This window comes from Nocardia altamirensis NBRC 108246, from assembly GCF_001612685.1.
Lineage (GTDB): Bacteria > Actinomycetota > Actinomycetes > Mycobacteriales > Mycobacteriaceae > Nocardia > Nocardia altamirensis.
The window spans coordinates 1-26,027 of the sequence record NZ_BDAY01000085.1 but is presented as its reverse complement, the minus strand read 5'-3'; the positions used below and the strand labels follow the sequence as shown (position 1 = coordinate 26,027).

The following is a 26,027-nucleotide window of genomic DNA, read 5'->3' as shown; positions in this document are numbered from 1 at the left end:
CGGCAGACGGGGCGTCGGCTGTGTCGGCCGAGTCCGCTTCGCCGGCTGAGTCATCGGTAGCGGCGGTGCGCTCGGCGCTATCCGTAGGACGATCGGAAGTGTCCGCAGCGTCGAAATCTTCGGACGCCGAGCGGGCATCGGTCGAGTCAGCTGCGTTGCGTTGCGTCGAGTCGTCGTCAGTTCGGTTCACGGACAACGGGGCATCCTCGGACTGTTCGCCAGCGGCAGCCTGGCCGCGGCTCGCCGCCACGTCGTCGGCCGCGTCACCGAAATCGGCAGCCGTTCCCGCGGCGTCATCCGACTTCGCTGCCTCGCGCGCGGAGGTGCTGCTGGTGTCGTTCGGTGCGGCCGACAATTCGGTGTCGGCGTCGGAAGCCGCTGCCGCGTCGACAGAACCGTCGGCTTCGTGCTCGGTGTCGCCAGGTTCGGCTGCTTCACCGCGAACCCTCGTATCGCTGAGCTGCGTTGGCGAGGCGGCGGCCGCCGATCGCTCGGCGGCCCGTGTCCGATCGGTGCTCGGCGTCGAGCGCAGCTTGCCGCTCGCCGCGGTCGCCACTCGGCCGCTCGCGGCGGTGCCGCCCGACGTGGCCGTTCCCGAAGACGCGGCGCGCTCGGTGGTGTCGGACTCGGCGTCGGCCGACTCGGTGGTGGCGGACTCGCGTGGTTCGGCGAGTGCGGCGTCGACGGTCTCGTCGTTGACGACCGCACCTTCGCTGCGCTCGGTCACCCGTAGTCCTCCTCGATTGTCACGACTTCGGTGGGTTCGCCCTGGGCTTCCTCGCCGATCCAGCTGATCGACAGCTGGCCGAGCGGGTCGGGCTGGTCGAACTCGATCGTCTTGCCTCGGTACAGCTCGAGCAGTGCCAGGAAGCGGGCGACGATCTCGATCGGCACATCGCAATCGTCGACCAGTTCGCTGAAGGTCGTCCAGCCGCCTCTGCCGCGCAGTTTCAGCCGTTCGAGCACGAGCGCGGCCTGGTCGGCGACCGAGATGGCGTGCGCGTGCAGATGGTCGAGGCCGACCTTGGGCACCGGGCGAGGCCGGAAGGCCGCCGCGGCGATCGCGGCCAACTCATGCGCGTCAACTCCCAGCGTAACCTCGGGCAGCAGGTCGGCGAAGCGCTCCTCCAGGCCGACCGCGCGCGGGTATCGCCGCAGCGCAACGGCCTCCAGTTCGCCGAGCAATTCGGCAACCTGCTTGAACGCCCGATACTGCAGCAGCCGTGCGAACAGCAGGTCGCGCGCCTCGAGCAGTTCGAGATCGTCGGCGTCGGTCACCTCGCCCGACGGCAGCAACCGTGCGGCCTTCAAATCGAGCAACGTCGCTGCGACCACCAGGAATTCGGTCGTCTGGTCCAGAATCTTGTCCGCCCGCAACGCCTGCGTCGCCGCATTGTCGGACAACGCCGCAGTCAGCGCCTTCGTATAAGCAATGAACTCGTCGGTGACCTGATGCAACGCCACCTCGGTGACGTCCAGCTTCCGCGAGCTGATCAACGTCAACAACAGATCGAACGGCCCCTGAAAGTTACTCAGCCGCAGATGAAACCCAGACTTCTCCTTGGCCCCATCCCCCGCCCCATCACCAGCGCCCCCCGAATCCCCGGACGCGGCACCATCGCCCGCGCTCGCGGCGGCACCATCACCAGCTGCGTTGGCGCCATCGCCTACGACAGAAGTCTTCTCAGCGGCATCGCCCGCCACCATCGCGGCGGCGCCATCACCCGCGGCGCCAGCCGATTCGCCCACGACAGAACCATCGTCGACGCCATCACCTGCCGCACCACCGGCCTCGCCCCCCACGGGGACCATCCCGCCCGCGGCAGTCGAATCGCCGCTCACAGCAACATCGCCCGCGATCGCGACATCACGCTCGGCATCGGCGGCGTCGGCCGCCACGATCGCGGCGCCATCACCCGCGGCGACAACAGCATCACCTGCGACGTCAGCAACCTCATGCCCTGCGGCGGCCACTTCGCCCATCGCAGCCGCATCGTCCAGCCCACGCACGGCATCATCAGCATCGCCGGCGACACCGGCGGTGTCATGCCCGTCGGAGTCCGCACGGTTCGCGGCAGCCATATCCTCGAACGTAGCAAGCTCGTCCGGCGCGATCGCGGCACCGACCACAGCGGCGGCGTCGGCCGCACCAGCCGTCTCATGCCCTACCGGTGCTGCCTCGCGCGCGGCAGCCGAATCGCCGTACACACCAACATCGCCCGCGATCGCAGCAGTGCCATCACCTGCAACGTCAGCGGCACGGCCCGCGACAGAACCCTCGTCTACCAGGCCAGCGGCATCGTACGAGCTGGCGGGCGCAACGCCCACAGCGGCCGAATCCTCGGACACAGCAGCCTCGTCCGAGGCGGACGCGACATCATCCTCGGCATCGGCTGCCACACCTGCGGCGTCGAACCCGACGGGGACGGCGCGGTTCGCGACGGCCGGGTCGGGCACGTCGGGGTCGGTGGGGGTTGCCGCGGCAGCCGATTCACCTTCGCTCGAAGTCACCGCATCGGCCTCGTCCGAATCGTCGGGGCGGGCGGCGGCCCGCTCGAGCAGGTCGCCCGGTGCGAGATCGTCGCCGATGGCGAACCCCGAGCCGGGCGTATGGGTGGTGGAGGATGGCGCGGGTTCGTTGCTGCCGATCACCGGCCGGACCGGTGGATGACTTCCCGCGCCATCGCCCGATATGCTTCGGCCCCACCGGATTTCGGTGCCCAGGTGGTGATCGGTTCGCCTGCGACGCTGGCATCGGGGAATCGGACGGTCCGCGAGATCGCCGCGTCGTAGACCAGGTCGCCGAACACCTCGACGACGCGCGCCATCACTTGGCGCGAGTGGAGTAGTCGGGCATCGAACATGGTGACCACTATCCCGTACAGGCTCAGCCGCGGGTTGAGCCGGTCACGCACCTTCTCCACGGTGTCGTTGAGCAGCGCGAGCCCACGCAGCGAGAAGTACTCGCATTCCATCGGAATGATCACACCGTCGGAGCAGGCCAGCGCGTTGACGGTCAGCAATCCGAGCGACGGCTGACAGTCGATGATGATGTAGTCGTACTGGTCGCGCACGGGTTCCAGTGCCCTGCCGAGGGACTGCTCCCTGCCGACCTCGTTGACCAGCTGGATTTCCGCGGCCGACAGGTCGATGTTGCTCGGCAGCAGGTCCAGGTTCTCGACCCGGGTCGGCATCAGCACATCGTCGATCGATCCCTTGGAGCCGACCAGCAGGTTGTGCACGGTCAGGTCCAGATCATGGTGCGCAACACCCAATCCCGCCGACAGTGCACCCTGCGGGTCGAGGTCGACGAGCAGCACCTTGCGCCCGTATTCGGCCAGCGCGGCACCGAGATTGATGGTGGAGGTCGTCTTGCCGACGCCACCCTTCTGATTGCACATGGCGACGATGAGGGCATCGCCGTGCCGCTCGACCGGTGTCGGGTCCGGTACCAGGCGCAGCGGGCGCCCGGTCGGGCCGAGCGCCGCATCCTCGGTGGGGAGATCGGCGCCTAAGCCCCATAGGGTTTCGGCCGCCGGTACCGATTTCGGACCCGGATGCGGCTCCGCCCCAGCACCCATCGGCGGCTCTGCCGCTCCGGCTGATGTCACGATCCGCTGCTCCTTATACGTTCCTGCCCGTTGCCTCGCCGAGCGTAGCGGGGCCGATCAGGCCCGACCTCGCTTTCGTACGGTCCAGCTCTCGATAGACGCTACCGCTTACGAGCGCGCAAGTGCCGCGACGCGCGCGGCGTGTTCGCGGCACCACGCCGGGCCGCGAACAGCAGAACGCTACCGCGTTTCGGTCAGCGCCACTCCGCGTCACCGTCGAAGTGCACGTCGAAGCGGTCGTGCAAGTCGTCCATGCTGTCCCATTCCGCCTCCCCGCGGGCAATCCGACCCAGCTGCCGGAAGTACTCGAAACGGACGATACCCGGTGTCAGCACTGCCAAAAACTCGGCGGGTCCGTCCGCCGACGCGCCGAAGGCGTGCACGACGCCCGGCGGCACGACGACCAGTCCGCCTTTGTGCACCGAGCTCAGTTCGCCGTCGACGAGAAACTCCATGGTGCCGTCGAGGATGTAGAAGATTTCGGTCGACTGCGTGTGGTGGTGCGGCCGTGTGCCATTCGCGCCCGCGGCGAGCACGAGACGGTTGGCCCCGAACAGCCCCTCGGACTTCTCGCTGTCCTCCAGCAGCTGGAACGACCCGCCGCCGGGCAACCGCACCGCTTCGACATCGGCCGCCTGAACGATGAAAGACTTTGCCATTCAACTCACCTCACTCGTGCCGGCCGCACAGCGCAGCCCTCAGCACAGCAATTCAACCGGACCTCAGTCCGATTTCTTCCGCGCCTGAACAAGCGACAGATAGGGCGCAGACCACAGACCGTCCGTACCTTTCACAGAGGCTGTACGCCCTGTGAACCGTACGCAAGGCCTGTGAGACTCGTTGGCCCGCAGCGGGGCTAGCGGGCGCGGGGGTGGGCGGTGGCCCAGACTTCGCGGAGGGTGTTGACGGTGACCAGGGTGTAGATCTGGGTGGTTGTCACCGAGGCGTGGCCGAGGAGTTCCTGGACGACACGGACATCCGCGCCGCCCTCGAGGAGGTGGGTGGCGAAGGAGTGCCGCAGGGTGTGCGGTGAGACGGCGGCGCCGATGCCTGCGCGGTCGGCCGCGGTCTGCAACACCTGCCATGCGCTCTGCCGAGACAGCCGCCCGCCGCGCGCATTGAGAAACAGTGCGCCTGCGTTGCCTTTTCCGCTCGCGGCAAGCACCGGCCTGCCACGCACCAGATAGGCGTCGACCGCGGCGAGCGCGGGCCTGCCGATCGGCACCATGCGCTGCTTCCCGCCCTTGCCGCGGAGCACGACCGCCCGGTCCTCGACATCGATGTCGTCGACATCGAGACCGATCATCTCCGAAATGCGAGCACCGGTGGAGTAGAGCAGTTCCAGCAGCGCGCGATCGCGCAAGCCGCGCGGCCCACCGTCGTTGCCCTGTGCGGCGGCCGAATCCGCCACCGCGGCACCGCCCGCCGCCTCCAGCAACTTCAGCACCTCGGCGTACGGCAAGGCCTTGGGCAGCCTGCGTCCCGGGGCGGGCGGCTTCACCGCATGCGCGACATCGGTAACGGTCATGCCTTCGGCCGCGGCGAAACGATGCCACCCACGCACCGCGATCAACGCGCGGGCAACAGAACTCGCGGCCAACGGCGGATGCTCGGCGTCACCAGCCCGCAACGCCATGGTGAACTCGGCGACATCACCCTCGGCGACCTGATCGAGCGCGGTGATGCCGCGCCCGGTCAGGAAGTCGAGATACCGTCCGAGGTCACGCCGGTACGCACCGAGGGTGTTGCGCGCGACACCACGCTCGACCGTCAAATGGTCGAGATAGGCGTCCAACTCCCGCGGGAGCACCGGCATCCGGCGTCAGTCCGCAGACCGCTGAGCCGCCTTGCGGCGCAGGAAGGCGGTGGGCTGCCCCGGCCACGGCGCGTCGGCCGCCCGCAGCTCGAGTCCACTCGCACGCGCCGCGGCGAGCGCAAGCACCCCGGCCACGGCGGTCGCATTGACGATCTCCCCCGCCAACGCGGCACGCACCGCCTCGGCGACCGGCATCCGCACGATCTGCAGGTCGGCTTCCTCGAATTCCGGCTCCGGCTGGTCGGTTTCGTACAGCCCACGCGCGGCATACACCCGCAGCGCCTCGTCGGTGAAGCCAGGCGACAACGCCACATCCACCAGCACCGCCCATTCCCTGGCGGCCAGCCCGGTCTCCTCGGCCAGCTCACGCTGCGCGGCGACGAGCGGATCCTCGCCGGGCAGATCGAGCAGGCCCGCAGGCAACTCGAGCAGGCGCCTGCCGATCGGATGGCGGTACTGGTTGATCAGCACCACGTTGTCGTCGTCATCGATGGCGGCGACAGCGACGGCGCCGTGGTGCTCGATCACCTCGCGCTCGGCGATCTTGCCGCCGGGCATCCGGACCTGATCGAGCCGCAGCGCGAGAATCGCACCGCTGTAGACGGTCTCGCTGGAGACCGTCTCGAAAGCGTGGCCGCCCGGTTGAGCGGCTCCCCCGTCCTCGGGCCCACCGGTCACCCGATCGCCGCCGCTCATCGAATCGCTCCGCAATGCTGTGTCATCGTCCTACGCCTGCTCGGTCGCGCCCGCGAATTCCTCATCCGGAATGTCGACCGGAAGGCGTTCGGCCAGCTTGTATGTCAACGCCGCTGCCACCAACGCCGCGAACAGCGGATGTGGACGGGTCGGCCTGCTCTTCAATTCGGGATGCGCCTGGGTGGCAACGAAGAACGGGTGCACGTCGGCGGGCAGCTCGACGAACTCCACCAGGTGCCCGTCCGGCGAGGTGCCGCTGAACCGCAGACCGCTCTCGGCGATCTTGTCGCGGTAGGAGTTGTTCACCTCGTAGCGATGCCGGTGCCGCTCGGACACCTGCTCGCTGCCGTACGCCCGCGCCACCACCGAACCCTTCGCCAAGGTGGCCGGGTAGGCGCCGAGCCGCATGGTGCCGCCCAGATCCGCCTCGCCCGCGACGGCCTGCTCCTGATCGGCCATGGTGGAAATGACGGGATGCGGGGTGTCCGGCTCGAATTCGGCCGAGTTGGCCTCGACCAGACCGACCGACCGCGCCGCCTCGATGACCACGCACTGTAAGCCGAGGCACAGGCCGAGCAGCGGAATCCCGCGGGCGCGGGCGTAGCGGATGGCGCCGACCTTGCCCTCGATGCCGCGAATGCCGAAGCCGCCGGGGATCAGCACCGCGTCCACGTCACGCAACGCGGCCTGCGCGCCCGCCGGAGTCTCACATTCATCCGAAGGCACCCAGCGAATCTGGACCTTGGCCCGCGAGGCGAACCCGCCCGCGCGCAGCGCCTCGGTGACCGACAGGTAGGCGTCAGGCAGATCGACATACTTGCCGACCAGCGCGACCTCGACCGTCTCGCGCGGCGAATGCACCCGATCGAGCAGATCGCCCCACACGGTCCAGTCCACATCGCGGAACGGCAGACCGAGCTTGCGCACCACGTAGGCGTCGAGGCCCTCCCGGTGCAGCACGCGCGGAATGTCGTAGATCGACGGCGCGTCCGGCGTGGAAATGCAGGCGTCGACATCGACGTCACACATGAGCGCGATCTTGCTCTTCAACGCCTGCGGCACCTCACGGTCGCAGCGCAAGATCAGCGCATCGGGCTGGATGCCGATATTGCGCAACGCCGCCACCGAATGCTGCGTCGGCTTCGTCTTGAGCTCGCCGGACGGCGCCAGATACGGCACCAGCGACACATGCAGGAAGAAGACATTGTCCCTGCCGACGTCGTGGCGGATCTGGCGAGCCGCCTCGAGAAACGGCTGCGACTCGATGTCGCCGACGGTGCCACCGATCTCGGTGATCACCACGTCAGGAGTCTGACCCTGCGGGTCAGGAGCGCTCATGGCGAGCACCCTGCTCTTGATCTCGTCGGTGATGTGCGGGATCACCTGCACCGTGTCGCCGAGATATTCGCCGCGGCGCTCCTTGGCGATCACGGTCGAATAGATTTGCCCGGTAGTCACATTCGCGTCCCGGGTCAGGTCCCTGTCGAGGAACCGCTCGTAGTGACCGACATCCAGATCGGTCTCGGCCCCGTCTTCCGTCACGAAGACCTCACCATGCTGGAAGGGATTCATGGTGCCGGGATCGACGTTCAAGTAAGGGTCGAGTTTCTGCATCGTGACGCGCAGTCCACGCGCCGTCAACAGCTGACCGAGGCTGGAGGCGGTAAGACCTTTACCCAATGAGGAGGCGACTCCACCGCTGACGAAGATGTGCTTCGTGGCCGTTCGCGCCTGATTCCGTGTATGACCCACGGGTCTTCACGGTAACACGGATCAGCCGTCCAGATCGAACGCCACGCTCGTTTGCTGTTAGTTGGCCGCGGCTCCGCCTAACGCGGGGCCGAGGCGAGGGTGAGGGAGGTCGCCTTGTTGCCGGTTCCGTATCGGCCGGTGCCGCCGTTCAGCTGTTCGGTCAGGGCGAGGACGGTGGTGACCCGGCCGATTTCCCGGTCGAGGTTGTCGACGGTGCTGACCGTGGTGGCGAGTGCGCCGTCGGAGCGGACGACGGCGAGGGGGCCCGGGGTTTCGGCGGCGCCGGAACGGCCGGCGAGGACGACGCCTGCGCCGCGGCCGCGGAGGGCGCCTGCGAAGCGCGCGAGGTTGGCGCCTTGGCTGTTCTCGGCGGACTTGGCGCCGTTGCCGGTGATCACCACCGCGAGCTGGGCCGGGCGCACGGGGGTGTCGCCGTAGGCGAGGAAGCCGCCGCCGCGCAAGGTCTCCAGGACGAGGCCCAATTCCTGTGGGGTGCCGCGGGTTTGCCCGTTGGCCGGATCGAGCAGCAGCACCAGGCCGAGGAGGTCGCCTGCCATGCTGCCCTGATCGACTGCGCCGGTGCGCAATTGGGCGCCAGCGGGGATCACGTTGGTGACCGTGGTTCGCATCCGGTCGCCTTCGGTGGCGTCGGTGAAGGCATCGGTGAGCGCGATGCGGCCGGTGATCGCCGCGCCCGAGGTCTCCAGCGACTTCGTCACGCCATCGATGTCGGCCGGATCGGCGTCAGGGGTGGTGAACACGACGACGGTGCGGTCGGCGAGGGTCCCGCCGAGGATGCGGCCCGCCGAGCCTGCGATGAAGCGGTCGGCCGCGTTCAACTCGTCGGTGAGGCGCCGGTTCTGCTCGGACACCGTGTCGACCTGATGGCGCAGGTCCGACTTGTCCGCGCGCAAGCCGGACAGCAGATCCGCGGCCAGCGTCTGCGAGCCGAGCACAACGCCGATGGCGAGCGCCAGGAAGATCGCCACGATCGAAACGGCGTGCTGGCGTAACGAAATCATCGTTCTCCCTTGGTCATTGAGTGCCGGCGCCGACTAAGCCCTGCGCCCACAGTGCAAAACGATTCCAGGTGTCGGCAGCCCAGCCGATGGCATCGGTGCCGGTATTCGAGGCGAGCAGCACGACGATCACCGCGACCAGGGCGGCGAGCACCACCAGCGCGACGCCGATGCCGGACACCCGATTCCGATACAGCGTGGCGACGGCCTTGGCGTCCATCAACTTGGTGCCGAGCTTGAGCCTGGTCAGGAAGGTGGCCGGGTTGCTCTCGCGGCGGCTCCGGTCGAAGAAGTCGTCGAGGGTGGCGGCCGCGCCCGCGGTGACGATCAGCGAGGCGCCGTGATGGTGCGCGAGCAGCAACGCCAGGTCGGCGGGCGAGCCGGAAGACGGGAAGGTGGTCGCGCCGATACCGAGGTCCTGGATGCGTTCCAGGCCCTTGGCGTGGCCGTCGGTGTCGGCGGGCAGGATCACCTCGGCGCCGCATTTCAGCGTGGCGGTGCTGATCTCGTCCGGGTCGCCGACCACCAGGTCGGGACGGTAGCTGTGCTTCATCAGGGTGTCCGCGCCGCGGCCGACGCCGATCATGATCGGCACGTACTCCTTGATGAACGGCTTGAGCTTCTTCAAATCGTCGACGTGATCGGGGCCGTCGGCCACCACCACCACGTGCCGGTGCTTCATCGTCAGTTGCAGCTCCGGCACGCCGATGCCGTCGATGAGCAGCGCGCTCTCGGTGCGGATGAACTCGATGGTGTTGCCCGCGAACGCCTCCAGATGATCAGCCAGCCCGTTGCGCGCCTCGATCATCCGCTCCGCGATATCGGATGCAGTGAGCTCGATGCCCTTGACCAGGGCCTCCGGCTCCTTTTTCGTCACCTTGTCCGCGTAAACGACGCCCTCGTCGATGCGGACCTTGACGCCGTCCTTGATCCGGCTGAACGCATCCGAGCTGACCGTGTCCAGCAGCAGAATCCCGTTGGCCACCAGCACTTCCGGGCCCAGGTTGGGATAGCGGCCGGAAATCGACGGCGAGGTGTTGATCACCGCGACCACCCCCGCCTCGACCAGGCGATCGGCGGTGAGCCGATCAAGGTCCATCTCGTCGAGAATGACGACGTCCCCCGGTCCGACGCGCTTCAGCAGGCGCCGGGTATTGCGATCCACCCGGGCGATCCCGGTGAGGCCGGGCAGCGTTTCGGTGTTCCGCGACAACAGCGCCAGCATCTTCATGGCCCCGATGCTGCACGCAAACCCTCAACCGTTGGTGGAGGCGCGCCGTACCGCCTACCACATTCGTCACTGTGACCACAACGACACGACGCATGACACGCTGGGGAAACTCCGCCGACAGAGCGGCGCGCGCGTCGTTTCCGGCGCCAAACTATGGCGACCATCACAGTTCGATGCCTATTTCGCGTGCCTAACGAGCGAGACCGCTACCGTTTCGTTACCGTCGACCGATATCCACAAACCCCTCGATGTGACGCCGTAAAGGACGACTGCGTGATGCTCCCCGGAACAACCACACATATCGGACGGTTGCGTCAAAGACCAGACGTTTACCCCATATGGGCGGGTTCTGGACATTCCCGACAAACGCGGTTGGCTCGATGAGTCGATACGAGCAGCTGAAGTTCGATCAGCAACTCGCGTTCGAGCGGCGCACTTCCGGCGACGCTCAGCAAAGTTATGGCTATCATGCGCGACGGGCCGATTCGCTGGCGGCCGAAGGTCAGTTGCCTGCGGCGGACGATCGGTGGGGATTTGCCGATGATCAGTGGGCAGCGAGGGATCAATGGGGCCTGCCGGAAGGAAATCGGGCGGCAGACGACCAGCGGACATCTGCGAACCATCGCCCGTCGGCAGACGACCAGCGGACATCGGATGCTCGGCGGTCGAAGGACGATCAGCGGGCGTCCGGCGCTCGCCGTTCGACGGACAATCAACGGACCTCGTCGAGTGATCGCTGGCCGCAGTCGGCTGCTCGGCGGGCCTCGTCCGACGATCAGCGGCCATCCGCCGACCACCAGCGGTCGTCATCGAACAATCGCAAGCCATCCGCCGACCGGGCTTCGTCGGATCGGCGATGGCCAACGTCCGACTACCCACGGGCATCGTCCAGTGATCGGCGGCCGTCCTCCAACAACCCACGGCCGTCGCCAGATGATCTGTGGCCGTTGTCCAGTGACCCACGACCATCGACCAACAATCCGCGCCCGCGTTCGGGTGACGCGCGACCAGCGCCGGATGATCGGTGGCCGCTGTCGGACAACCTGTCGCCGTCACGAAGTGACCAGTGGCCGTTGTCCGACAACCCGCGTCCATCGCGAGATGACGACAAGCAGGCGTTGTCGAATGCCAACCAGCCGTCGGTGGACGATCACTGGGCAGCGGGTGACGACCGGTGGGCGTCGTTCGATGACGAGTGGCCGTCGGCGGATGATCAGTGGCTGTCCTCGAATGATCCGTGGCCGTCGCCGAATGACGCGGAGCATGGGTCGAATGATCCAGCGCCCTGGTCGAATACGGACCGGCCGGTGCAGCGCACACGCCGCGGCGGCAGGCATCGGATGCCGCCACCGCCGTCCGCGCTGAAAGGTCGGGCCGCCGTCGTCGCGGTGGCCGCAGGCGCCTTCGTCGCCGCGATCCAAACCGCAGCGGCCAGCACGGACCACCAACCACCGGCGCAGAGCGTCGAACCGATGGCGATGGGGCAACGGCAAGTCGCCGACCCGGCACCGAACGGCGTCGAACCCGGATTGCTCGACGAAGGTCCGGCCGGCCTCGGACAATTCGCCGACATGCTGCACAACGGCGACAAGGTCGCCGAGGACATCTCCGCGGCGGCCGACGCGAAGCTGCGCCCGCTTTTCACCAAGTTCACCACCGGCGTCTTCACCTCGGGTTACGGAATGCGCTGGGGCGCACTACATGCCGGCGTCGACGTGGCCGCACCGATCGGCACCCCGATCGTCGCCGTCGAGGACGGCACCGTCATCAGCGCGGGCCCGGCCAGCGGGTTCGGCATGTGGGTGCGCCTGCTCGGCGACGACGGCACCATCACCGTCTACGGCCACATCAACACCGCGCTGGTGTCGATCGGCCAGCACGTCATGGCGGGCGACCAGATCGCCACCGTCGGCAACCGCGGCGAAACCACCGGCCCGCACTGCCATTTCGAGGTCTGGCTGAACGGCACCGACCGCGTCGACCCCCTCCCCTGGCTGGCCACCCGCGGCATCAGCCTCGGCGCCGAACACGACTGACCCGCATCGCCAATCCGCACCCTTTCCGTGCGTCCGCACCCCCTCTGGGCGCCCGTAGCGGGTGCGGATCCACAGAAGAGGTGCGGACTTTGGCTGCGCTCTCGCACTCGGTGCCTGCAAGCGAGTCGCTGCAACAGTTGTTGCAGACTGCCTTGGCTCACCAAATCAGGTCGCGCTGCGCAACTTGCGTCTCGACTACCCATGTAGGTCAGGCAGCACCGCGCTACCGCGTCCCTCGACCAGCCCTGCACGGCGCGAAGAGCACCGCGCAGCTGTTCCTCCTTCCTGGAATCTGTACCCGCTGCGGCACATTCACTTGCGCGGCATGAGAATCCTGGCAACCACACCGGCGGCGACGAGGCAGGCGGCGCAGACGGCGAAAGCGGTTGCGTACCCGGCGTTCAACGCGACCGCGCTGAGTGCGGCGAGGCCGACCGCGCCGCTGGTCTGACGGACCGTGTTGAGGACACCTGCGGCCAGGCCGTTACGTTCGGGCGGTACGCCGTCGGTGGCGGCGACGGTGAGCGGGGTGAATGCGGCAGCGGTGCCGAAACCGAAGATCATGCCCGCCACCAGGACCGACCTGAAGTACGGTGCGTCGAGCGCGATTCCGGCTGCGGTGCCCGCGAATCCGATGCCGCCGATCACGCAGCACAGCATGGCGGCACGGCGAGGTCCCCACCGAACGGTGAGCCATCCGGCTGAACGGGAACCGCAGATCATCGCCACCCCGGACGGCAGGTAGCCCACTCCGGCCAGCAGCGGCGAATAGCCGTACACGTCTTGCATATACAGCGAAAGCAGGACCGGACTGCCGAGGAAGCCGACGCCGAGAAGGAATATCACGATGTTGGCACTTGTCACCGAACGCAGGCGGAAGATGCTCAACGGCACCAACGGCTCGACCGACCAGAAGGCCTGGTGCACACCGAATACCGTGATCAGCGCAACACCTGCGAGCATGGCGACGTAGACCGCGGGATCATCCAAACCCGCTGCCGCCGAACGCATGATCGCCAGAACAACGCCGGTGATCCCCGCCGTGACCAGCACCGCGCCGAGGATGTCTAGTCGCGGCCGCACGACTGCGGTGTCCCGAGGCGGCAGCACCACCATCGCGCCGATCATGCCGATCACCCCCAAGGGTGCGATGACGAAGAAGACCCAGCGCCACCCCGCCACCTGAGTGAGCAAACCACCGAGCACCGGCCCCGCCGCGGCGCCCGCCGCCCCCACCGCACTCCAGATGGCCAGCGCGCGGGCCCTAGCCGCAGGCTCGACGAATGCGGCGGTCAGCATCGACAACGTCACCGGCATCAGCAGCGCACCCCCGAGCCCCTGCACCGCGCGGGCGCTCAACAGGAACGCGGGCGAGTCGGCGAACCCCGCCGCGACGCGCGCCACGGTGAATATCCCCAACCCCGCCAACAGAATTCGCCGGCGGCCGAACACATCCGCACACCGGCCGCCGAACAACAAACCCCCGGCGAATGCCAACGTGTACGCGTTGACCGCCCACGGCAGCGTCGCAGGCGTGAAGCCGAGATCGGCACGCAGGTCGGGCAGCGTAACCGAGACAATGGTGGCGTCGATGATCACGGAGAACGATCCGAGGCAAGCCAGCGCAAGCACCAGCTGCGACTGCCGCGCACTACCCTGTCGTCTGTCGGCCTGCCTCGTCGTCAACGCGCTCACCGGCCCGCCCCCTCATGCCCCCCGAGGAACAACGCAGAATCCGCGACCCACACCAGCACACTCATCAGGCCCACTCGTCGCGCATCGAAGCCGAACGCTAGATCCGAATCCCGCACCGCCGTCGACACACTCACCGGTCCCGCTCCTCATCACCCAGACGCCCATCGAGTCCCGCCGTCGCACTCGAGTCGCCCCATCCTGAGCGCGCATCAAGTCCCGCCATCGCACTCGACTCGCCCCACCCCTCGTGACCTGGGCGCGCGTCGAGGCCCAACGCCCGATCCGAATCCCACACCGCACTCATCGCCCCTGCTCCTCATCACACGGGCGCGCATCGAGACCCACCGTCGCACTCGAGTCGCCCCATCCCTCGCAACCTGGGCGCACATCAAGTCCCGCTATCGCACTCCAGTCGCCCCATCCCTCGCGATCTGGGCGCACGTCGAGACCCAACGCTCGATCCGAATCCCACACCGCACTCATCGCCCCTGCTCCTCATCACACGGGCGCGCGTCGAGACCCGCCGTCGCACTCGAGTCGCCCCATTGCTCACGACCGGGGTGCGCGTCGAAGCGCAGCGCCGGGTCCGCGTATCGCACTGCGGGAACCGCATAGAGCGCGTCGATTGCCGCGCGAAAGTCGCGGTATTTGGCTGCCTGGCCACATATCTCGGCAGCATCGGCCGGCAAGCCTGCGGCGCCGAGCATGATTCGGACGGCGTCCTCGGCACCCTGGTGCATTGCCATGTCCGGCAGTTCGGTCCCGCGCTTCTTCGAGGTACTCACGACCGCACCTCGCTGAAGCTCGGCTCCGTCGCGCGCACTCGCTGACGCTTGATCACGCCACCACCGCCGTCCGGATGGGCGGCACCTGAGTGTGCCAATCGGTGTGCTGTTGAAATACTTCCCCGACGCGCAGGATCGTCGCCTCACCGAAGGCAGGTCCGGCGATCTGTAGCGACAGCGGTAACCCGTCGGCACCGAAACCCATGGGCAGCGCCAAGACTGGTGTACCGAGGGCGTTCCAGTACGCGGTGTCGAGCATCCCGAATACGCCGGCGTCGTCCTGATGGCCTGCCGCATCGACCAATTGATCGAAACGCGGCGCGGTGATGGCGGCGGTGGGACAGACGATCACGTCGATCCGGTCGAACAGTTCGCTCATCGCCGTCTGGGCGACCCGACGGACACGTTGCGCCTGAACATAATCCGCACCGGACACCAGGGCCCCCTTGGCCAGCAGCCCGCGTGCCGCAACGAAGTAGCCGTCCCAGCGTTGCCTCAGATCGTTCCGGTGATAAGCAAGCCCCTCGGCAAGGGCGGTGACGAATGTCGCGGTGGTGGTTTCGCGCCGGTACGGCAGCGCGATCTCGTCGACGTCCGCGCCGCAGGCGACGAGTACCCCTATCGCACGGTCGAATACGCCCGACAGCTCGGGATCAGCGGGCAGCGGGAGATCCTCCCGTCGCGCCAGCCCGACTCTCAATCCGGCCAGGTCGAGCATCGGCGGACCCGAGGTGAAGACGCCGTCCACGCCGTCCACGCTGTCCGGGTCGCTCGGGTGCGCACCCGCGATCACCTCGAGCACGGCGGCGCAGTCGGCCGCGGTGCGCGCCAGCGGACCGACGCGGTCAAGGCTGTAACCCAGTGGCACACAACCGGATTTCGGCACCCGGCCGAAGGTCGGTAGCAAACCGGTGACGCCGCAGAAGGCGGCGGGCATCCGAATACTGCCCGCCGTATCGGAGCCGAGGCCCGCCGGAAACAGCCCGGCGGCAATGCCGCTCGCCGTACCGGAGCTGGAACCGCCTGCCCACCTGGTCAACTCCCACGGGTTGCGCGGCAACGGAAACGGCTTGCCGGAATCCGGTACTCCACAACCGAATTCCATTGTCGTAGTCTTGCCGGTGATGATCGCACCGGCCGCCTTCATCCTGGCGACCACCGGTGCGTCCAGTCCCATGCCCCAGGCGCGGTCGTGCACCAGGCTCTGCGCCGTGGTCGGCCCGTCGGCCACCGCGATGTTGTCCTTCACGGCGATCGGAATACCGTGCAGGATCCCACGATCGAGCCCGCGCGCTCGCTCGTCGTCGGCCTGCCTGGCCTGCCGTCGCGCGGTCTCGTCGAAACGGGTCAGATAGACGCCGAGGTCGGCGTCGTGCCGGTCGGCGAGCGCGATCGCGGACTCGATCAGCGCCGCGCTCGTCGTCTCGCCCGCACGCAGTGCGCGAGCGGCGTCGGCAATGGAATACATCGTCCACTCCTCCGGGATTGATCGAATAAGGTAAGGGTTACCTTGCCCGTTCAACCCGAGTTGAGGTCAACTGGTGATATGCCCGAGCTGACCGAGATCTCCACCGTGGTCGATCACTTCGACATCCCGTTGTCCACGCTGCACTACTGGGAACGCCGCGGCCTGCTCACGCCGCACCGCCGCGGCGGTCGTCGCTGCTACGACGAGGACCAGCTCTACCGGATCGCCCTGATCAAGCAGTGGCAGAGCACCGGCCTGATGAGCCTCGACGAGATCGGATCCCTGCTCACCGCGCGCGGCACCGACCCGGACTGGCGTGACACGGTGACCGACCACCTCGCCTCGATCGACCGGAAGATGGCCGAACTCGACATCGCCCGAGCCTATTTGGACTACCTGCTCACCTGTCCACGCGACGGCGAACTGGAACACTGCCCCGCCTACCGCGCGACCGTCACGCTGCCGAAGCAAGCAGGCTGACGGGCGACGCCGCGATGCGACAATCGAACTGTCTGTGACGCCGATAACACACCCGCACGGGCGGCCCCGGTGATACCTATATGCTGCGGGTCACAGGTAACTCGAAGAGGAGACCCCCATGGCCAGCACAACCGTCGACGCCGTCATCGCCGCCCCGCGTGAGGTCGTGTACCGGCTCTTCGCCGACCGCGAGAGCATCAACCCCTACCTCCCGATCCAGGTCAAGCTGACCAAGCCGGGCCTGACCGAGCGCGAAGGGGTCGGCGCGCAGCATCTGCTCGGCGTCGGACCGGTCGGCGTCACCGAGGAGATCACCAAGCTGGTGCCCGGTGAGCGGATGGAATACAAGATCGTCAAGGGTGCGCCGGTGAAGCGGCACGTCGGCGTCGTCACGTTCAGCGACGCGGACAACGGAACGCTGGTGTCCTACACGATGGAATCCGACCCGAGCCTGCCCGTGCCTGCCAAGGTGCTCGAGTTCGGGTTGAAGAACCTGATCACCCAGTTCATCAAGGCCGCGCAGAAGGCCGTCAAGTAACCGAGATCGCCGACGAGTGGCACACCACCGTGCGTGCTACTCGCACTTTGCCGCAGCCATGTGCCACTCGTGGCCGGTGCTTGCCGAGTTAGACGGTGGCTTCGGTCTTTTCGGAGCGGGCGGTTTCGAGGAGTTCCTCGGCGTGCGCCCTTCCGGTTTCGGTGTCGTCCAAACCGGCCAGCATGCGGGCCAATTCCTTCACTCGTTCGTCCTTGGTCAGCGCACGGACCCCGCTGTTGACGGTGCCCTTGCCGTCGTCGGACTTGTCGACCACCAGATGGGTGTCCGCGAACGCCGCGACCTGCGGCAAGTGCGTCACCACGATCACCTGATGGGTCCGCGCCAGCCGGGCCAGCCTGCGGCCGATCTCCACCGCGGCCCGGCCGCCGACACCCGCGTCGACCTCGTCGAACACCATGGTCGCCCCGTGATCGGAGCGGGCAAGCACCACCTCGAGCGCGAGCATCACCCGGGAGAGCTCACCGCCGGACGCGCTCTTGCTCAACGGAAGTGACTGCGCGCCCGAGTGCGCGGACAACCGGAATTCCACCTCGTCGATGCCCGACGACCCGGCATGCACGTCTTTGCCGTCGATGGTGAGCGGCGCCGAATCCTGCGGTCCCGCAGGCATCGGACGCACCTCGACCTCGAGCTTGGCCTTCCCCATCGCCAAACCGCCCAGCTCGGCGCTCACCGCCGAGGCGAGCTTGCCCGCCGCCTTCGTGCGTGCGGTGCTCAGCTTGCGCGCCGCCTCCCTGACCCGCTCGGCCGCGATATCGACCTCAGCGGCCAAGGCCGCCAACGCTTCCTCCGAGACATCGAGCGAACCGAGCCGGGTGCGCGCCTCCTCGGCCCAGGCGATGACACCGTCGATATCGGGTGCGTACTTGCGGGTCAACGACTTCAACTCGGCCTGCCTGGTGAGCAGCGAATCGAGCGCGCCGGGATCCGACGGCAGATCCGACAGATAACCGCTGAGCTCGGTGGTCAGATCCACCACCGCCTCGATGGCCTCGACGAGCCGCGGCGCCAAGCCGATCAGCGCCGGATCATCGGCCGACTCGATGCGAGACCGGGCGACGCCGAGCAATTCCAGTGCGCCGGAACCGTCTTCGGGCGCATCGGCCGGACCCGCGAGCGCGTCGTGCGCGGTCGCCGCCGCCTCACGCAGCGAATCGAGATCGCTGAGCCTGCGCACCTCGTCCACGATGCGCACATCCTCACCGGGTTCCGGTGCGATGGCGTCGATCTCGGACAGCGAATGCTGCAGCCGATCCGCCTCCTGCGCCAATTCCCTGCTGCGCGCGGTCCGTTCGAGCAGTTCGGTACGCGCATCCAGCCAGGAACGCCGCTGCACACCGTATTTGCGCAGCAGCGGTGCGATCGTGTCGGCGGCGAACTGGTCCAGCGCGGAAAGCTGTTGATCGGGGCGTTGCAACCGCAGCTGATCGTTCTGGCCGTGCACCGTCAGCAGCGGCGCGGTGAAATCGGCGAGGACCGAGGCGGGTACGCCGCGCCCGCCCAGATGCGCGCGCGAGCGGCCATCGCTGCCGACCGTGCGGACCGCGATGATGCTGCCGTCGTCATCCTGTTCGGCCGCAGCCGATTCCAGCACCTGCGTCACTTCGGCCCGGGCCGCGTCGTTCACGTCGTCGACGGTGAACCGGCCCTCGACGACAGCGCGTGCGGCGCCGAGCCGGACCCGGCCCGCGTCCGCGCGCGCACCGCTCAGCAGGTGCAGGCTGGTGACCACCATGGTCTTGCCCGCGCCGGTCTCACCGGTGAGGACGGTGAGACCTTCGTGAAATTGCGCGGTGGCCGTGGAAATGACGCCAAGGCCGTCAATCCTGATCTCTGTCAGCATGCGTGCTCTCCGTTCGGCGGTATTCAATCTCGCCTGCGCTCGGGCGCTCCGTGGTTACGCGCGCTGCCGCCTCCGCGCCTGATCGCACAGACGGGCGGCCACGCCAGCCTGTCACGGGCAATTGGAACTTGCGCACCATCCGGTCCGCGAACGGCGCGGAATCCAACCGCACCCACCGCACCGGCTTGGCGCCACGCACCGCCTCCAACCGGCCGCCACGCGGCAGCTCGAGGGTGCGCCTGCCATCCAGGAAAACTATCGCATCATGACCCGTCGCCACCGACTCCACGGCGATCCGCGATTCCGGGCTGGTCACCAGCGGCCGCGCGAACAAGGCATGCGCGTTGCTCGGAATCACCAGCAGCGCTTCGAGTTCCGGCCACACCACCGGGCCGCCCGCGGAGAACGCGTACGCGGTCGAGCCGGTGGGCGTCGAGATCAGGATGCCGTCGCAGCCGAACGCCGACACCGGGCGCCCGTCCACCTCCAGCACCAACTCCAATACGCCCATCCGCGAGGCGTTTTCGATGCTGGCCTCGTTCAATGCCCAGCCGGTCTGCACCACCTCGTCGTCCACCCGGACGGAGACGTCGATGGTCATCCGATGTTCGATGTTGTAGTCGCGCCGAACCACATGGGCCAACGCGTCATCCAGATGCTCGGCCTCGGCCTCGGTCAGAAAACCGATGCGGCCCAGGTTGATTCCCAGCACCGGCACCCCGGCCGGGCGGGCCAGTTCCGCAGCGCGCAGGAAAGTGCCGTCACCGCCGAGGACAAGCACCATCTCGCAGCCGACCGCCGCGTCCGGGCCGTGCTCGACGACATTCACCGGATAACCACCCGGCTCGGCCTCGAAGCGGGTGCTGTCCGCCTCGTCCGCCAGGACACGCAGGCAGATGCCCGCGTCCGCGAAGATCTTCGCCACCCGATGCGCGGTCTCGATGATCTCGGCCCGGCCCGGATGCGAGACCAGCAGAATCTCCCGGCCCTCAGAACTGGTCGGCGCGTTCACTGTGGACCCTCCTCAACCGCACGCTCGACGAGAGCCGTAACCCGCTCTTCGTCGTATTCGGACTGCCCGTCCTTGCGCAGCCACAAAAAGTATTCGACATTGCCGGAGGGACCGGGCAGCGGGCTGGCCACAACGCCCTGCGTGTGCAGTCCGAGATCGGCCGCCGCGGCGGCAACAGCGCGGACCGTCTCGGCGCGGAGTCCGGGATCGCGGACAACGCCACCCGTGCCGACGCGCTCCTTACCGACCTCGAACTGAGGTTTCACCATCGGCAGCAGGTCTGCGCCCGGTGCGCTGCACGCGGCAAGCGCGGGCAAGACCAAACCGAGCGAGATGAACGACAGGTCGCCGACCACCAGGTCGACGGGGTCGCCGATCATCTCGAGGTCGACGGAACGCACATTGGTGCGATCGAGCACCTGGACCCGGTCGTCGTTCTGCAGCCGCCAAATCAGTTGGCCGTAGCCGACATCCACCGCGACCACCTCGCGGGCGCCACGCGACAACAGCACATCGGTGAAGCCGCCGGTCGACGCGCCTGCGTCGAGGCAGCGTTTGCCCGCGACGGAGAGCCCGGCCGGTTCGAACGCTGCCAGCGCGCCGAGCAGCTTGTGCGCGCCGCGGGAAGCCCACGACACCTCATCCGGCTGCTCGCGCACCAGCAGCGGCGTGCCCGCTTCGACGGCGGTCGCCGGTTTCACGGCGACCGTTCCAGCAATCAGGACGCGACCCGCGCCGATCAGCTCGACCGCGTGTTCCCGCGATCTCGCCAGTCCGCGGCGGACCAGTTCGGCGTCCACGCGTGCGCGTCTGGCCACCTCAGATCTTGTCCACCGTGGCCAAGGCCTGAACGAGCACGTCGTGGGCCTGCTCGAGGATGCGGGCCCGACGGGTGATGTCGGCGCCTGCTTCGGCATCGCCGGTGTGCGCAGGGCCGCCCGGCCAGTTGGTGCGGGTGGCGAGTTCGTTGAGCAGACCGTCGATCTCGCTGCGGATGCGCTCCGGGTCGGCCGGCTCCGGACGCCCTGGCGCGCCCGGCAGATGCTGGCCGGGCAGCGGAACCCCGTGGCGGGGCTCGTTCGCGGCTGCCTGGTGCATTCCGGGGCCGGTTGGGCGGGGCATGGGAGTAGTCATCGTGGCGTCAACGCTATCGGATTTCCGATGCGGACGCCCGCACCCTTACGGCTCTGCCTTGGTTGCGTCGCAACCGGTCGGCCAGGTCTGCGACGTCGTTGCCGGGCTCGGCGGGCACCGGCGGATGATTCAGTGCGTCCAGCGAGTCGGCCACGTAGGTCGGAATGGATTCGGCGCTCACACCTTTCAGCTCGTCGAGGGTGCTCACGCCGGTCAATACCAGCAGCGATTCCAGGCCGACGGTGTTCGCGCCCTCGATATCGGTGTCGAGCCGGTCGCCGACCACCAGCGCGCTGCGGGTGCCCGCGCGGACGAGTGCGTCTTCGAGCAGCGGTGCATAAGGCTTGCCCGCAACGATCGGTTCGCGCTCGGACGCCGTGCGCAACGCCGCAACCATCGAGCCGTTACCCGGCGCAAGGCCGCGTTCGTTCGGCAGCGTCTTATCCGTGTTGGCCGCGACCCACAGTGCGTCCGCACGCAGCGCGTAGGCGGCCTCGGCGAGATCGGCCCAGCAGGTCTGCGGCGAATGTCCTTGCACCACAGCGGCAGGCACATCGCCGTCGAAGCGGCGCACCGGACGCAAGCCGACCGCGGTGACCTCGGCGGCCAGGTCGTCGGTGCCGACCACCAGAACGGTCGCGCCGGTCTCCAGCCGCTCGGCCAGCAGTCGAGCCGCCGCCTGCGCGCTGGTGACAACCGTATCGACGGTCGCGGGAAAGCCGAGCTCCACCAGATGCGCGGCCACCGTCTCCGGACTGCGGCTGGCATTGTTCGTGACGTACATCAGCCGCTGCTCCACCCCGGCCAACGCCTCCGGCGCACCCTCGATCACCGCATGCCCGCGATACAGGGTGCCGTCCAGATCAAGCAGCAAGGCTTCGTAGCGATCTCGTAGCCGCTTCACACCACTCTCCGTGTCACCGATCGGCACCGTGCCGAACCTTCCGTCCACCGCCGTCCGGATCGCACCGGTCGGCTCAGGACATCCGAACACTACGCCAGCGGACCGACAGGAATCGCACGGCGTCAACCCGCTCCCGACTTACCGCATCAACTGGACCATTCCAGTTAGGAACGTTCCAAATCGGATTTCGTAATCCGTTACAGGACAACACTTCACGTCACCACCTCTCGCAATTTCCTGTACCAACGTCCAGCTCCACGGAGGTTCGCGCGACACCAACCACGGCGTGTCCAAAGCCACGCCGAACAATCCAGATCAATCATCAACCCTCGAACGAATTTTCGATTTCCGTGCGTACGGTGGCGCCCATGGTCAGCTCCCAACACGAGGCAATGCATCGCCTCTTCCAGCACGACCCGGGCACCTTCGCCCGCGCATTCCGCGCCCTCCACCTCCCCTTCCCCGACCCGACCGAGGTGATCCTCCTATCGACCGACCTGACCGAACCCACCCCCGTCGAACGCCGAGCCGACACCGTCCTCCGCATCGAAACCGCAACCGGCCCATTCCTGTTGCTCGTCGAAGCACAAAGCAAAGAAGACGCAACCAGGCCACCAGCCTGGGCCTACTACCTGTCCCACCTCTACGCGAAATACACGCTGCCGACAGTCTTGCTCGTCGTCTGCCAAGACAAGACAACCGCTGAATGGGCGACCGGTCCCCTGACCATCGGCATGGAGCAATGGCCAAGCCTCGTTGTGCGCCCGTTGGTCCTCGGCCCCCACAACGTCCCGTCGATAACCGACATCGACACGGCCAAATCTGACATCCCGTTGGCCACCCTCTCCGCCATCACCCACGCCAAAGACCCTGATGTCAATGCGATACTGAAGACGCTGGCGGCCGCCCTCCGCAGCGTCGGCGACGCCGATGACCACGACATCTTCGCCGAACTCACGGAACAAGGCCTGGCCAATAGCCCAGCTCTCAAATACTGGAGGACACTGATGACCATGGACCTCTCGTTCTTCCGCTCCGAGACCTCCCAGGCCCTCCGCGCCGAGGGGCGCGCCGAGGGGCGTGATGAGGCGCGCGCCGAGACCCGCGCAGAGTACATCGTGAGGCTTCTCGATGGCCGTGGAGTCGACGTGCCAGACCAGGCTCGTGCACGCATACTTGCCTGCCAAGACAACGATCGCTTGGACCACTGGTTCGATCGCGCGATCACGGCCAACACCGTCGACGAACTGTTCGCAGACCAGCCTTGATCGCTTCTGCCCTTCGGATCGCCGAGCAGCGCGTTGTTGTTTGCGCTGCTCGGATTCGGTTGTGGCAGAACGGCGCTGAAACTACGAAACTCGACAGTCGCTCTGGAGGAAGCGTGTGACCATTGACCTCTCGTTTTTCCGCTCCGAAACGTCCAATGCCTTGCGTGCCGAGGGCGCTTTCGAAGCGCGTTCGAAGAACATCGTGAGGCTTCTGGACCGCCGTGGTGTAAACGTGCCTGACACCGTTCGTGCACGCATCCTGGCCTGCCGGGACGGCGATCGCTTGGACCACTGGTTCGATCGCGCGATCACGGCCACCACCGTCGACGAACTGTTCACCAACCAGCCCTGAGCGTTTCTCCGTCCACCAGCTCACAAGGCGATGCGCTCCACAGTTCACGCGGCCCGGATTGTGTTGCAGTAGAACGTAATCCGGGTAGGAGAGTTCGGAGTCGGCTCCCTGCCATGGCGCAGCGTTCTTCCTGTCGGGCTCATAGCGACGAAACGCAGACTAGCCCTCTGCTCCAGCAGCGGCTGGGGTAGAGGGCTAGTGCTAAAGGCAGGTCTGGTTGTGAGTTAGGGGTTGGGGTTGTCGCCGGTTAGTTCGTCGGCGCGTTCTTCGGCGTCGGTTTCGCCGTCGAGGTCGGCGGAGGCGGCGTTGAGGAACCAGGTGAGGCCCTCGTCGGTGCGGCCTGCGGCTACCAAGGCGTCGGCGTAGGCGTAGAAGAGGCGGGCGGCGGCGGAGCCGGTGCGGGCAGGGTCCAGGTCTGAGGTTTGCAAAGTGACGACGGCCTGGTCGTATTCGCCGAGATCCATGCGGGCGCCTGCGACGACGATGCGGAGTTCGGTGGCTTCGTCGCCGCTGAGGGCGCGGGCCTCGTCACTGCGGCCGAGTTCGATGGCGCGTTCGGGGCGGCCGAGGCCGCGTTCGCAGTCGGCCATCACAGCGAGCAGGCCGGAGCCGCCGGACATGCGGCGGGCGGTGCGCAGCTCGGAGAGAGCCTCGGCCCATTCGCCCGCGTGATAGGCGGTGACGCCTGCGGTTTCGCGGACCACAGCGATGCGGCCTGCGCGTTGGCGGGCAGCGCGGGCATGGGCGAGAGCCAGGCGCGGATCGTCGTCGATGAGGCGCACAGCCATCACCAGGTGCCGGGCCACGGCCTCCGCGTTGGTCTTGTCCAAGCTCAACAGGTCGCGGCGGACCGTGGGATCCAGGTCCGCTGCCTGCACGTCATCGGGAAGGTCCGGCTCTTCCGGGCGCGGTGCGCGTCGGTCCTGCGACCGATCGCCGCCAGCACCGGCACGCGCGCCTTCAGCACCGCGACGCCGATCATCCGGTCCGTCGCCACGCGAGTCACGGCGATCGAATCCGCCACGACCGCCGGAATCTCCGCCACGCTTGAAGCCACGGTCACCCGAGTCGCTGCGGTTGGCGCCGCCGCGATCATCGGAATCACCAGAGCGATTGAAGCCGCCGCGATTACCTGAGTCACCGCCACGGTTGAAACCACCGCGATCACCAGAGCCACCGCGTCCGCCAGAGTCGCCACCGCGATTGAAGCCACCACGATCGCTGGAATCGCCACCGCGGTTGAAACCACCACGGTCGCCGGAGCCACCGCGATTGAAACCACCACGGCTATCGGAATCTCCGCCGCGGTTCGAACCGCTACGGTCACTGGAACCACTGCGGTTGAAGCCACCGCGATCACTCGACCCACCGCCGCGATTGAAACCGCCACGATCGCTCGACCCACCACGCTGGTTGGAATCACCACGACCGCCGGAATCACCACTGCGGTTGAAACCGCCGCGCCCGCCTGTGTCGCCACTACGGTTGAAGCCACCGCGACTATCGGAATCACCGGAACGATTGAAACCACCGCGCTCGCCGGAGCCGCCACGACCGCCTGTGTCGCCACTGCGGTTGAAACCGCCGCGTCTGTCGGAATCACCGGAGCGATTGAAGCCACCACGTTCGCCGGAGCCTCGGCCTGCCGAATCGCCGCCGCGGTTGTATCCGCCGCGTTCGCCGGAGCCGCCGTCGCGATTGAAACCACCGCGGCTCGAGTCGCCGCTGCGCTTGAAGCCGCCGCGACTATCGGAATCTCCGCTGCGGTTCGAGCCGCTACGGTCGCTGGAACCGCCGCTTCGGTTGAAACCGCCGCGCTCGTTCGAGTCGCCACCGCGGTTGAAGCCGCCGCGGCTACCCGCGTCTCCGCGATTGTTGTATCCACCGCTGCCGCGCGAGTCGTTCCCACGGTCGGAACCCTCGCGGCGCTGATATCCACCGCGATCATCGGAGTTCCGTTGGCCGAAACCACCGCGGCTTCCGGAGTCGCCGCGGCGATCGGATCCGCCACGGTCGCTGGAACTTCCGCGCTGGCCGGAGCCGCTGCGGTCGGAGTCGTTGTTTCGCTTGAAACCACCACTGCGCTGGCTGGAGTCGCGTTTGAAGCCGCCGCCGCGCGGGCCGTCAGCGCGGTCCTTGGGATCGCCGCTGCCCTGGGATGGGCGATCGGATCCCTCGCCGCGCCGGAAGGACTTCCGGTCGTCGTTCTGTTCCGACACGGTGATCCCTTTCTGAGGTCCGCAAGAGGTGGTCGGGGGCCCCACAAATTCAATCACGTGTCGTGGTGGGGGCCGACACGGCGACGTCGTCCGGGCACGGCAAGGTGCCTCAAACGACGATAGGGGACCCAGATTCTGGGTCCCCTA

The 26,027-nt window shown here is 67.5% G+C and carries 22 protein-coding genes and 2 pseudogenes; 5 read left to right on the top strand and 19 right to left on the bottom strand.

Going from position 1 to position 26,027, the window contains the following annotated elements:
- The 9 genes and pseudogenes from NA11_RS35155 to steA all read right to left on the bottom strand — a co-directional run.
- Window positions 1–727, bottom strand: a pseudogene (locus tag NA11_RS35155) (hypothetical protein); the annotation flags it as partial.
- Window positions 724–1,707, bottom strand: a complete 984-nt coding sequence (locus NA11_RS35150) for a segregation and condensation protein A (RefSeq protein WP_084655321.1) — start codon at window positions 1,705–1,707, stop codon at window positions 724–726. The pseudogene NA11_RS35155 and the gene NA11_RS35150, both read right to left, overlap by 4 nt.
- Before the next feature lie 941 nt (window positions 1,708–2,648).
- Entirely contained in the window at window positions 2,649–3,581 is a 933-nt protein-coding gene (locus NA11_RS35145) for a ParA family protein (protein ID WP_069166386.1), read from the bottom strand.
- Window positions 3,582–3,805: 224 nt separating this feature from the next.
- Window positions 3,806–4,270 (bottom strand): cupin domain-containing protein, encoded by a 465-nt coding sequence (locus NA11_RS35140; RefSeq protein ID WP_069166385.1) that lies wholly within the window; start codon window positions 4,268–4,270, stop codon window positions 3,806–3,808.
- A gap of 197 nt (window positions 4,271–4,467) precedes the next feature.
- Window positions 4,468–5,427, bottom strand: coding sequence for a site-specific tyrosine recombinase XerD (xerD, locus tag NA11_RS35135; RefSeq protein ID WP_245746417.1), 960 nt, complete (start codon window positions 5,425–5,427; stop codon window positions 4,468–4,470).
- Window positions 5,428–5,433: 6 nt separating this feature from the next.
- On the bottom strand, window positions 5,434–6,123 hold the full coding sequence (locus NA11_RS35130) for an NUDIX domain-containing protein (RefSeq protein WP_069166384.1): 690 nt from the start codon (window positions 6,121–6,123) through the stop codon (window positions 5,434–5,436).
- A gap of 30 nt (window positions 6,124–6,153) precedes the next feature.
- Window positions 6,154–7,875: a CTP synthase gene (gene pyrG, locus NA11_RS35125; RefSeq protein ID WP_069166383.1), complete on the bottom strand. Its 1,722-nt coding sequence runs from the start codon at window positions 7,873–7,875 to the stop codon at window positions 6,154–6,156.
- A gap of 77 nt (window positions 7,876–7,952) precedes the next feature.
- Window positions 7,953–8,897 carry a copper transporter gene (locus tag NA11_RS35120; protein ID WP_069166382.1) on the bottom strand — a complete coding sequence of 315 codons (945 nt, stop codon included), beginning with the start codon at window positions 8,895–8,897 and terminating at the stop codon, window positions 7,953–7,955.
- 13 nt (window positions 8,898–8,910) lie between these two features.
- Window positions 8,911–10,125 (bottom strand): putative cytokinetic ring protein SteA, encoded by a 1,215-nt coding sequence (gene steA, locus NA11_RS35115; protein WP_069166381.1) that lies wholly within the window; start codon window positions 10,123–10,125, stop codon window positions 8,911–8,913.
- A 1,307-nt stretch (window positions 10,126–11,432) separates the two neighbouring features.
- On the opposite strand from steA, the gene NA11_RS46860 reads away from it, so the two are divergent.
- The gene (locus NA11_RS46860; RefSeq protein WP_369691181.1) at window positions 11,433–12,161 is read left to right on the top strand and encodes a M23 family metallopeptidase; all 729 of its coding nucleotides are present in this window, start codon (window positions 11,433–11,435) and stop codon (window positions 12,159–12,161) included.
- A 312-nt stretch (window positions 12,162–12,473) separates the two neighbouring features.
- On the opposite strand, the gene NA11_RS35105 is transcribed toward NA11_RS46860, so the two are convergent.
- The 4 genes from NA11_RS35105 to NA11_RS35095 form a co-directional block, all read right to left on the bottom strand.
- Window positions 12,474–13,856 carry a DHA2 family efflux MFS transporter permease subunit gene (locus NA11_RS35105; protein ID WP_245746416.1) on the bottom strand — a complete coding sequence of 461 codons (1,383 nt, stop codon included), beginning with the start codon at window positions 13,854–13,856 and terminating at the stop codon, window positions 12,474–12,476.
- Window positions 13,853–13,990 carry a hypothetical protein gene (locus NA11_RS45955; protein WP_167837793.1) on the bottom strand — a complete coding sequence of 46 codons (138 nt, stop codon included), beginning with the start codon at window positions 13,988–13,990 and terminating at the stop codon, window positions 13,853–13,855. The genes NA11_RS35105 and NA11_RS45955 overlap by 4 nt, the downstream gene beginning before the upstream one ends.
- A gap of 345 nt (window positions 13,991–14,335) precedes the next feature.
- Window positions 14,336–14,641, bottom strand: a complete 306-nt coding sequence (locus NA11_RS46190; RefSeq protein WP_069166379.1) for a hypothetical protein — start codon at window positions 14,639–14,641, stop codon at window positions 14,336–14,338.
- 52 nt (window positions 14,642–14,693) lie between these two features.
- Window positions 14,694–16,109 carry an amidase gene (locus tag NA11_RS35095; protein WP_069166378.1) on the bottom strand — a complete coding sequence of 472 codons (1,416 nt, stop codon included), beginning with the start codon at window positions 16,107–16,109 and terminating at the stop codon, window positions 14,694–14,696.
- A 78-nt stretch (window positions 16,110–16,187) separates the two neighbouring features.
- Here NA11_RS35095 and NA11_RS35090 point away from each other — a divergent pair, with 78 nt between their 5' ends.
- Window positions 16,188–16,589: a helix-turn-helix domain-containing protein gene (locus tag NA11_RS35090; RefSeq protein ID WP_069166377.1), complete on the top strand. Its 402-nt coding sequence runs from the start codon at window positions 16,188–16,190 to the stop codon at window positions 16,587–16,589.
- A 118-nt stretch (window positions 16,590–16,707) separates the two neighbouring features.
- Entirely contained in the window at window positions 16,708–17,127 is a 420-nt protein-coding gene (locus NA11_RS35085; RefSeq protein ID WP_069166376.1) for an SRPBCC family protein, read from the top strand.
- A gap of 88 nt (window positions 17,128–17,215) precedes the next feature.
- Here NA11_RS35085 and recN read toward each other — a convergent pair whose 3' ends face one another.
- From recN to NA11_RS35060, 5 genes are read right to left on the bottom strand one after another with little or no spacing between them, the layout of a single operon-like run.
- Window positions 17,216–18,991: a DNA repair protein RecN gene (gene recN / locus NA11_RS35080; RefSeq protein ID WP_069166375.1), complete on the bottom strand. Its 1,776-nt coding sequence runs from the start codon at window positions 18,989–18,991 to the stop codon at window positions 17,216–17,218.
- Window positions 18,969–20,003 (bottom strand): NAD kinase, encoded by a 1,035-nt coding sequence (locus NA11_RS35075; RefSeq protein WP_069166374.1) that lies wholly within the window; start codon window positions 20,001–20,003, stop codon window positions 18,969–18,971. The genes recN and NA11_RS35075 overlap by 23 nt, the downstream gene beginning before the upstream one ends.
- Entirely contained in the window at window positions 20,000–20,821 is an 822-nt protein-coding gene (locus NA11_RS35070) for a TlyA family RNA methyltransferase (protein WP_069166373.1), read from the bottom strand. Before NA11_RS35070 ends, NA11_RS35075 begins: the two co-directional genes overlap by 4 nt.
- 1 nt (window position 20,822) lies before the next feature.
- Window positions 20,823–21,137, bottom strand: a complete 315-nt coding sequence (locus NA11_RS35065) for a hypothetical protein (protein ID WP_369691180.1) — start codon at window positions 21,135–21,137, stop codon at window positions 20,823–20,825.
- A gap of 13 nt (window positions 21,138–21,150) precedes the next feature.
- Entirely contained in the window at window positions 21,151–22,041 is an 891-nt protein-coding gene (locus NA11_RS35060; protein WP_069166388.1) for an HAD-IIA family hydrolase, read from the bottom strand.
- Between the two features lie 368 nt (window positions 22,042–22,409).
- On the opposite strand from NA11_RS35060, the gene NA11_RS35055 reads away from it, so the two are divergent.
- Together NA11_RS35055 and NA11_RS35050 are read left to right on the top strand one after the other, a co-directional pair.
- Window positions 22,410–23,309, top strand: a complete 900-nt coding sequence (locus NA11_RS35055) for an RpnC/YadD family protein (protein WP_069166371.1) — start codon at window positions 22,410–22,412, stop codon at window positions 23,307–23,309.
- Window positions 23,310–23,424: 115 nt separating this feature from the next.
- Entirely contained in the window at window positions 23,425–23,661 is a 237-nt protein-coding gene (locus NA11_RS35050) for a hypothetical protein (protein WP_069166370.1), read from the top strand.
- A gap of 224 nt (window positions 23,662–23,885) precedes the next feature.
- Here NA11_RS35050 and NA11_RS35045 read toward each other — a convergent pair.
- Window positions 23,886–24,941, bottom strand: a pseudogene (locus NA11_RS35045) (tetratricopeptide repeat protein); the annotation flags it as partial.
- Window positions 24,942–26,027: the final 1,086 nt, after the last annotated feature.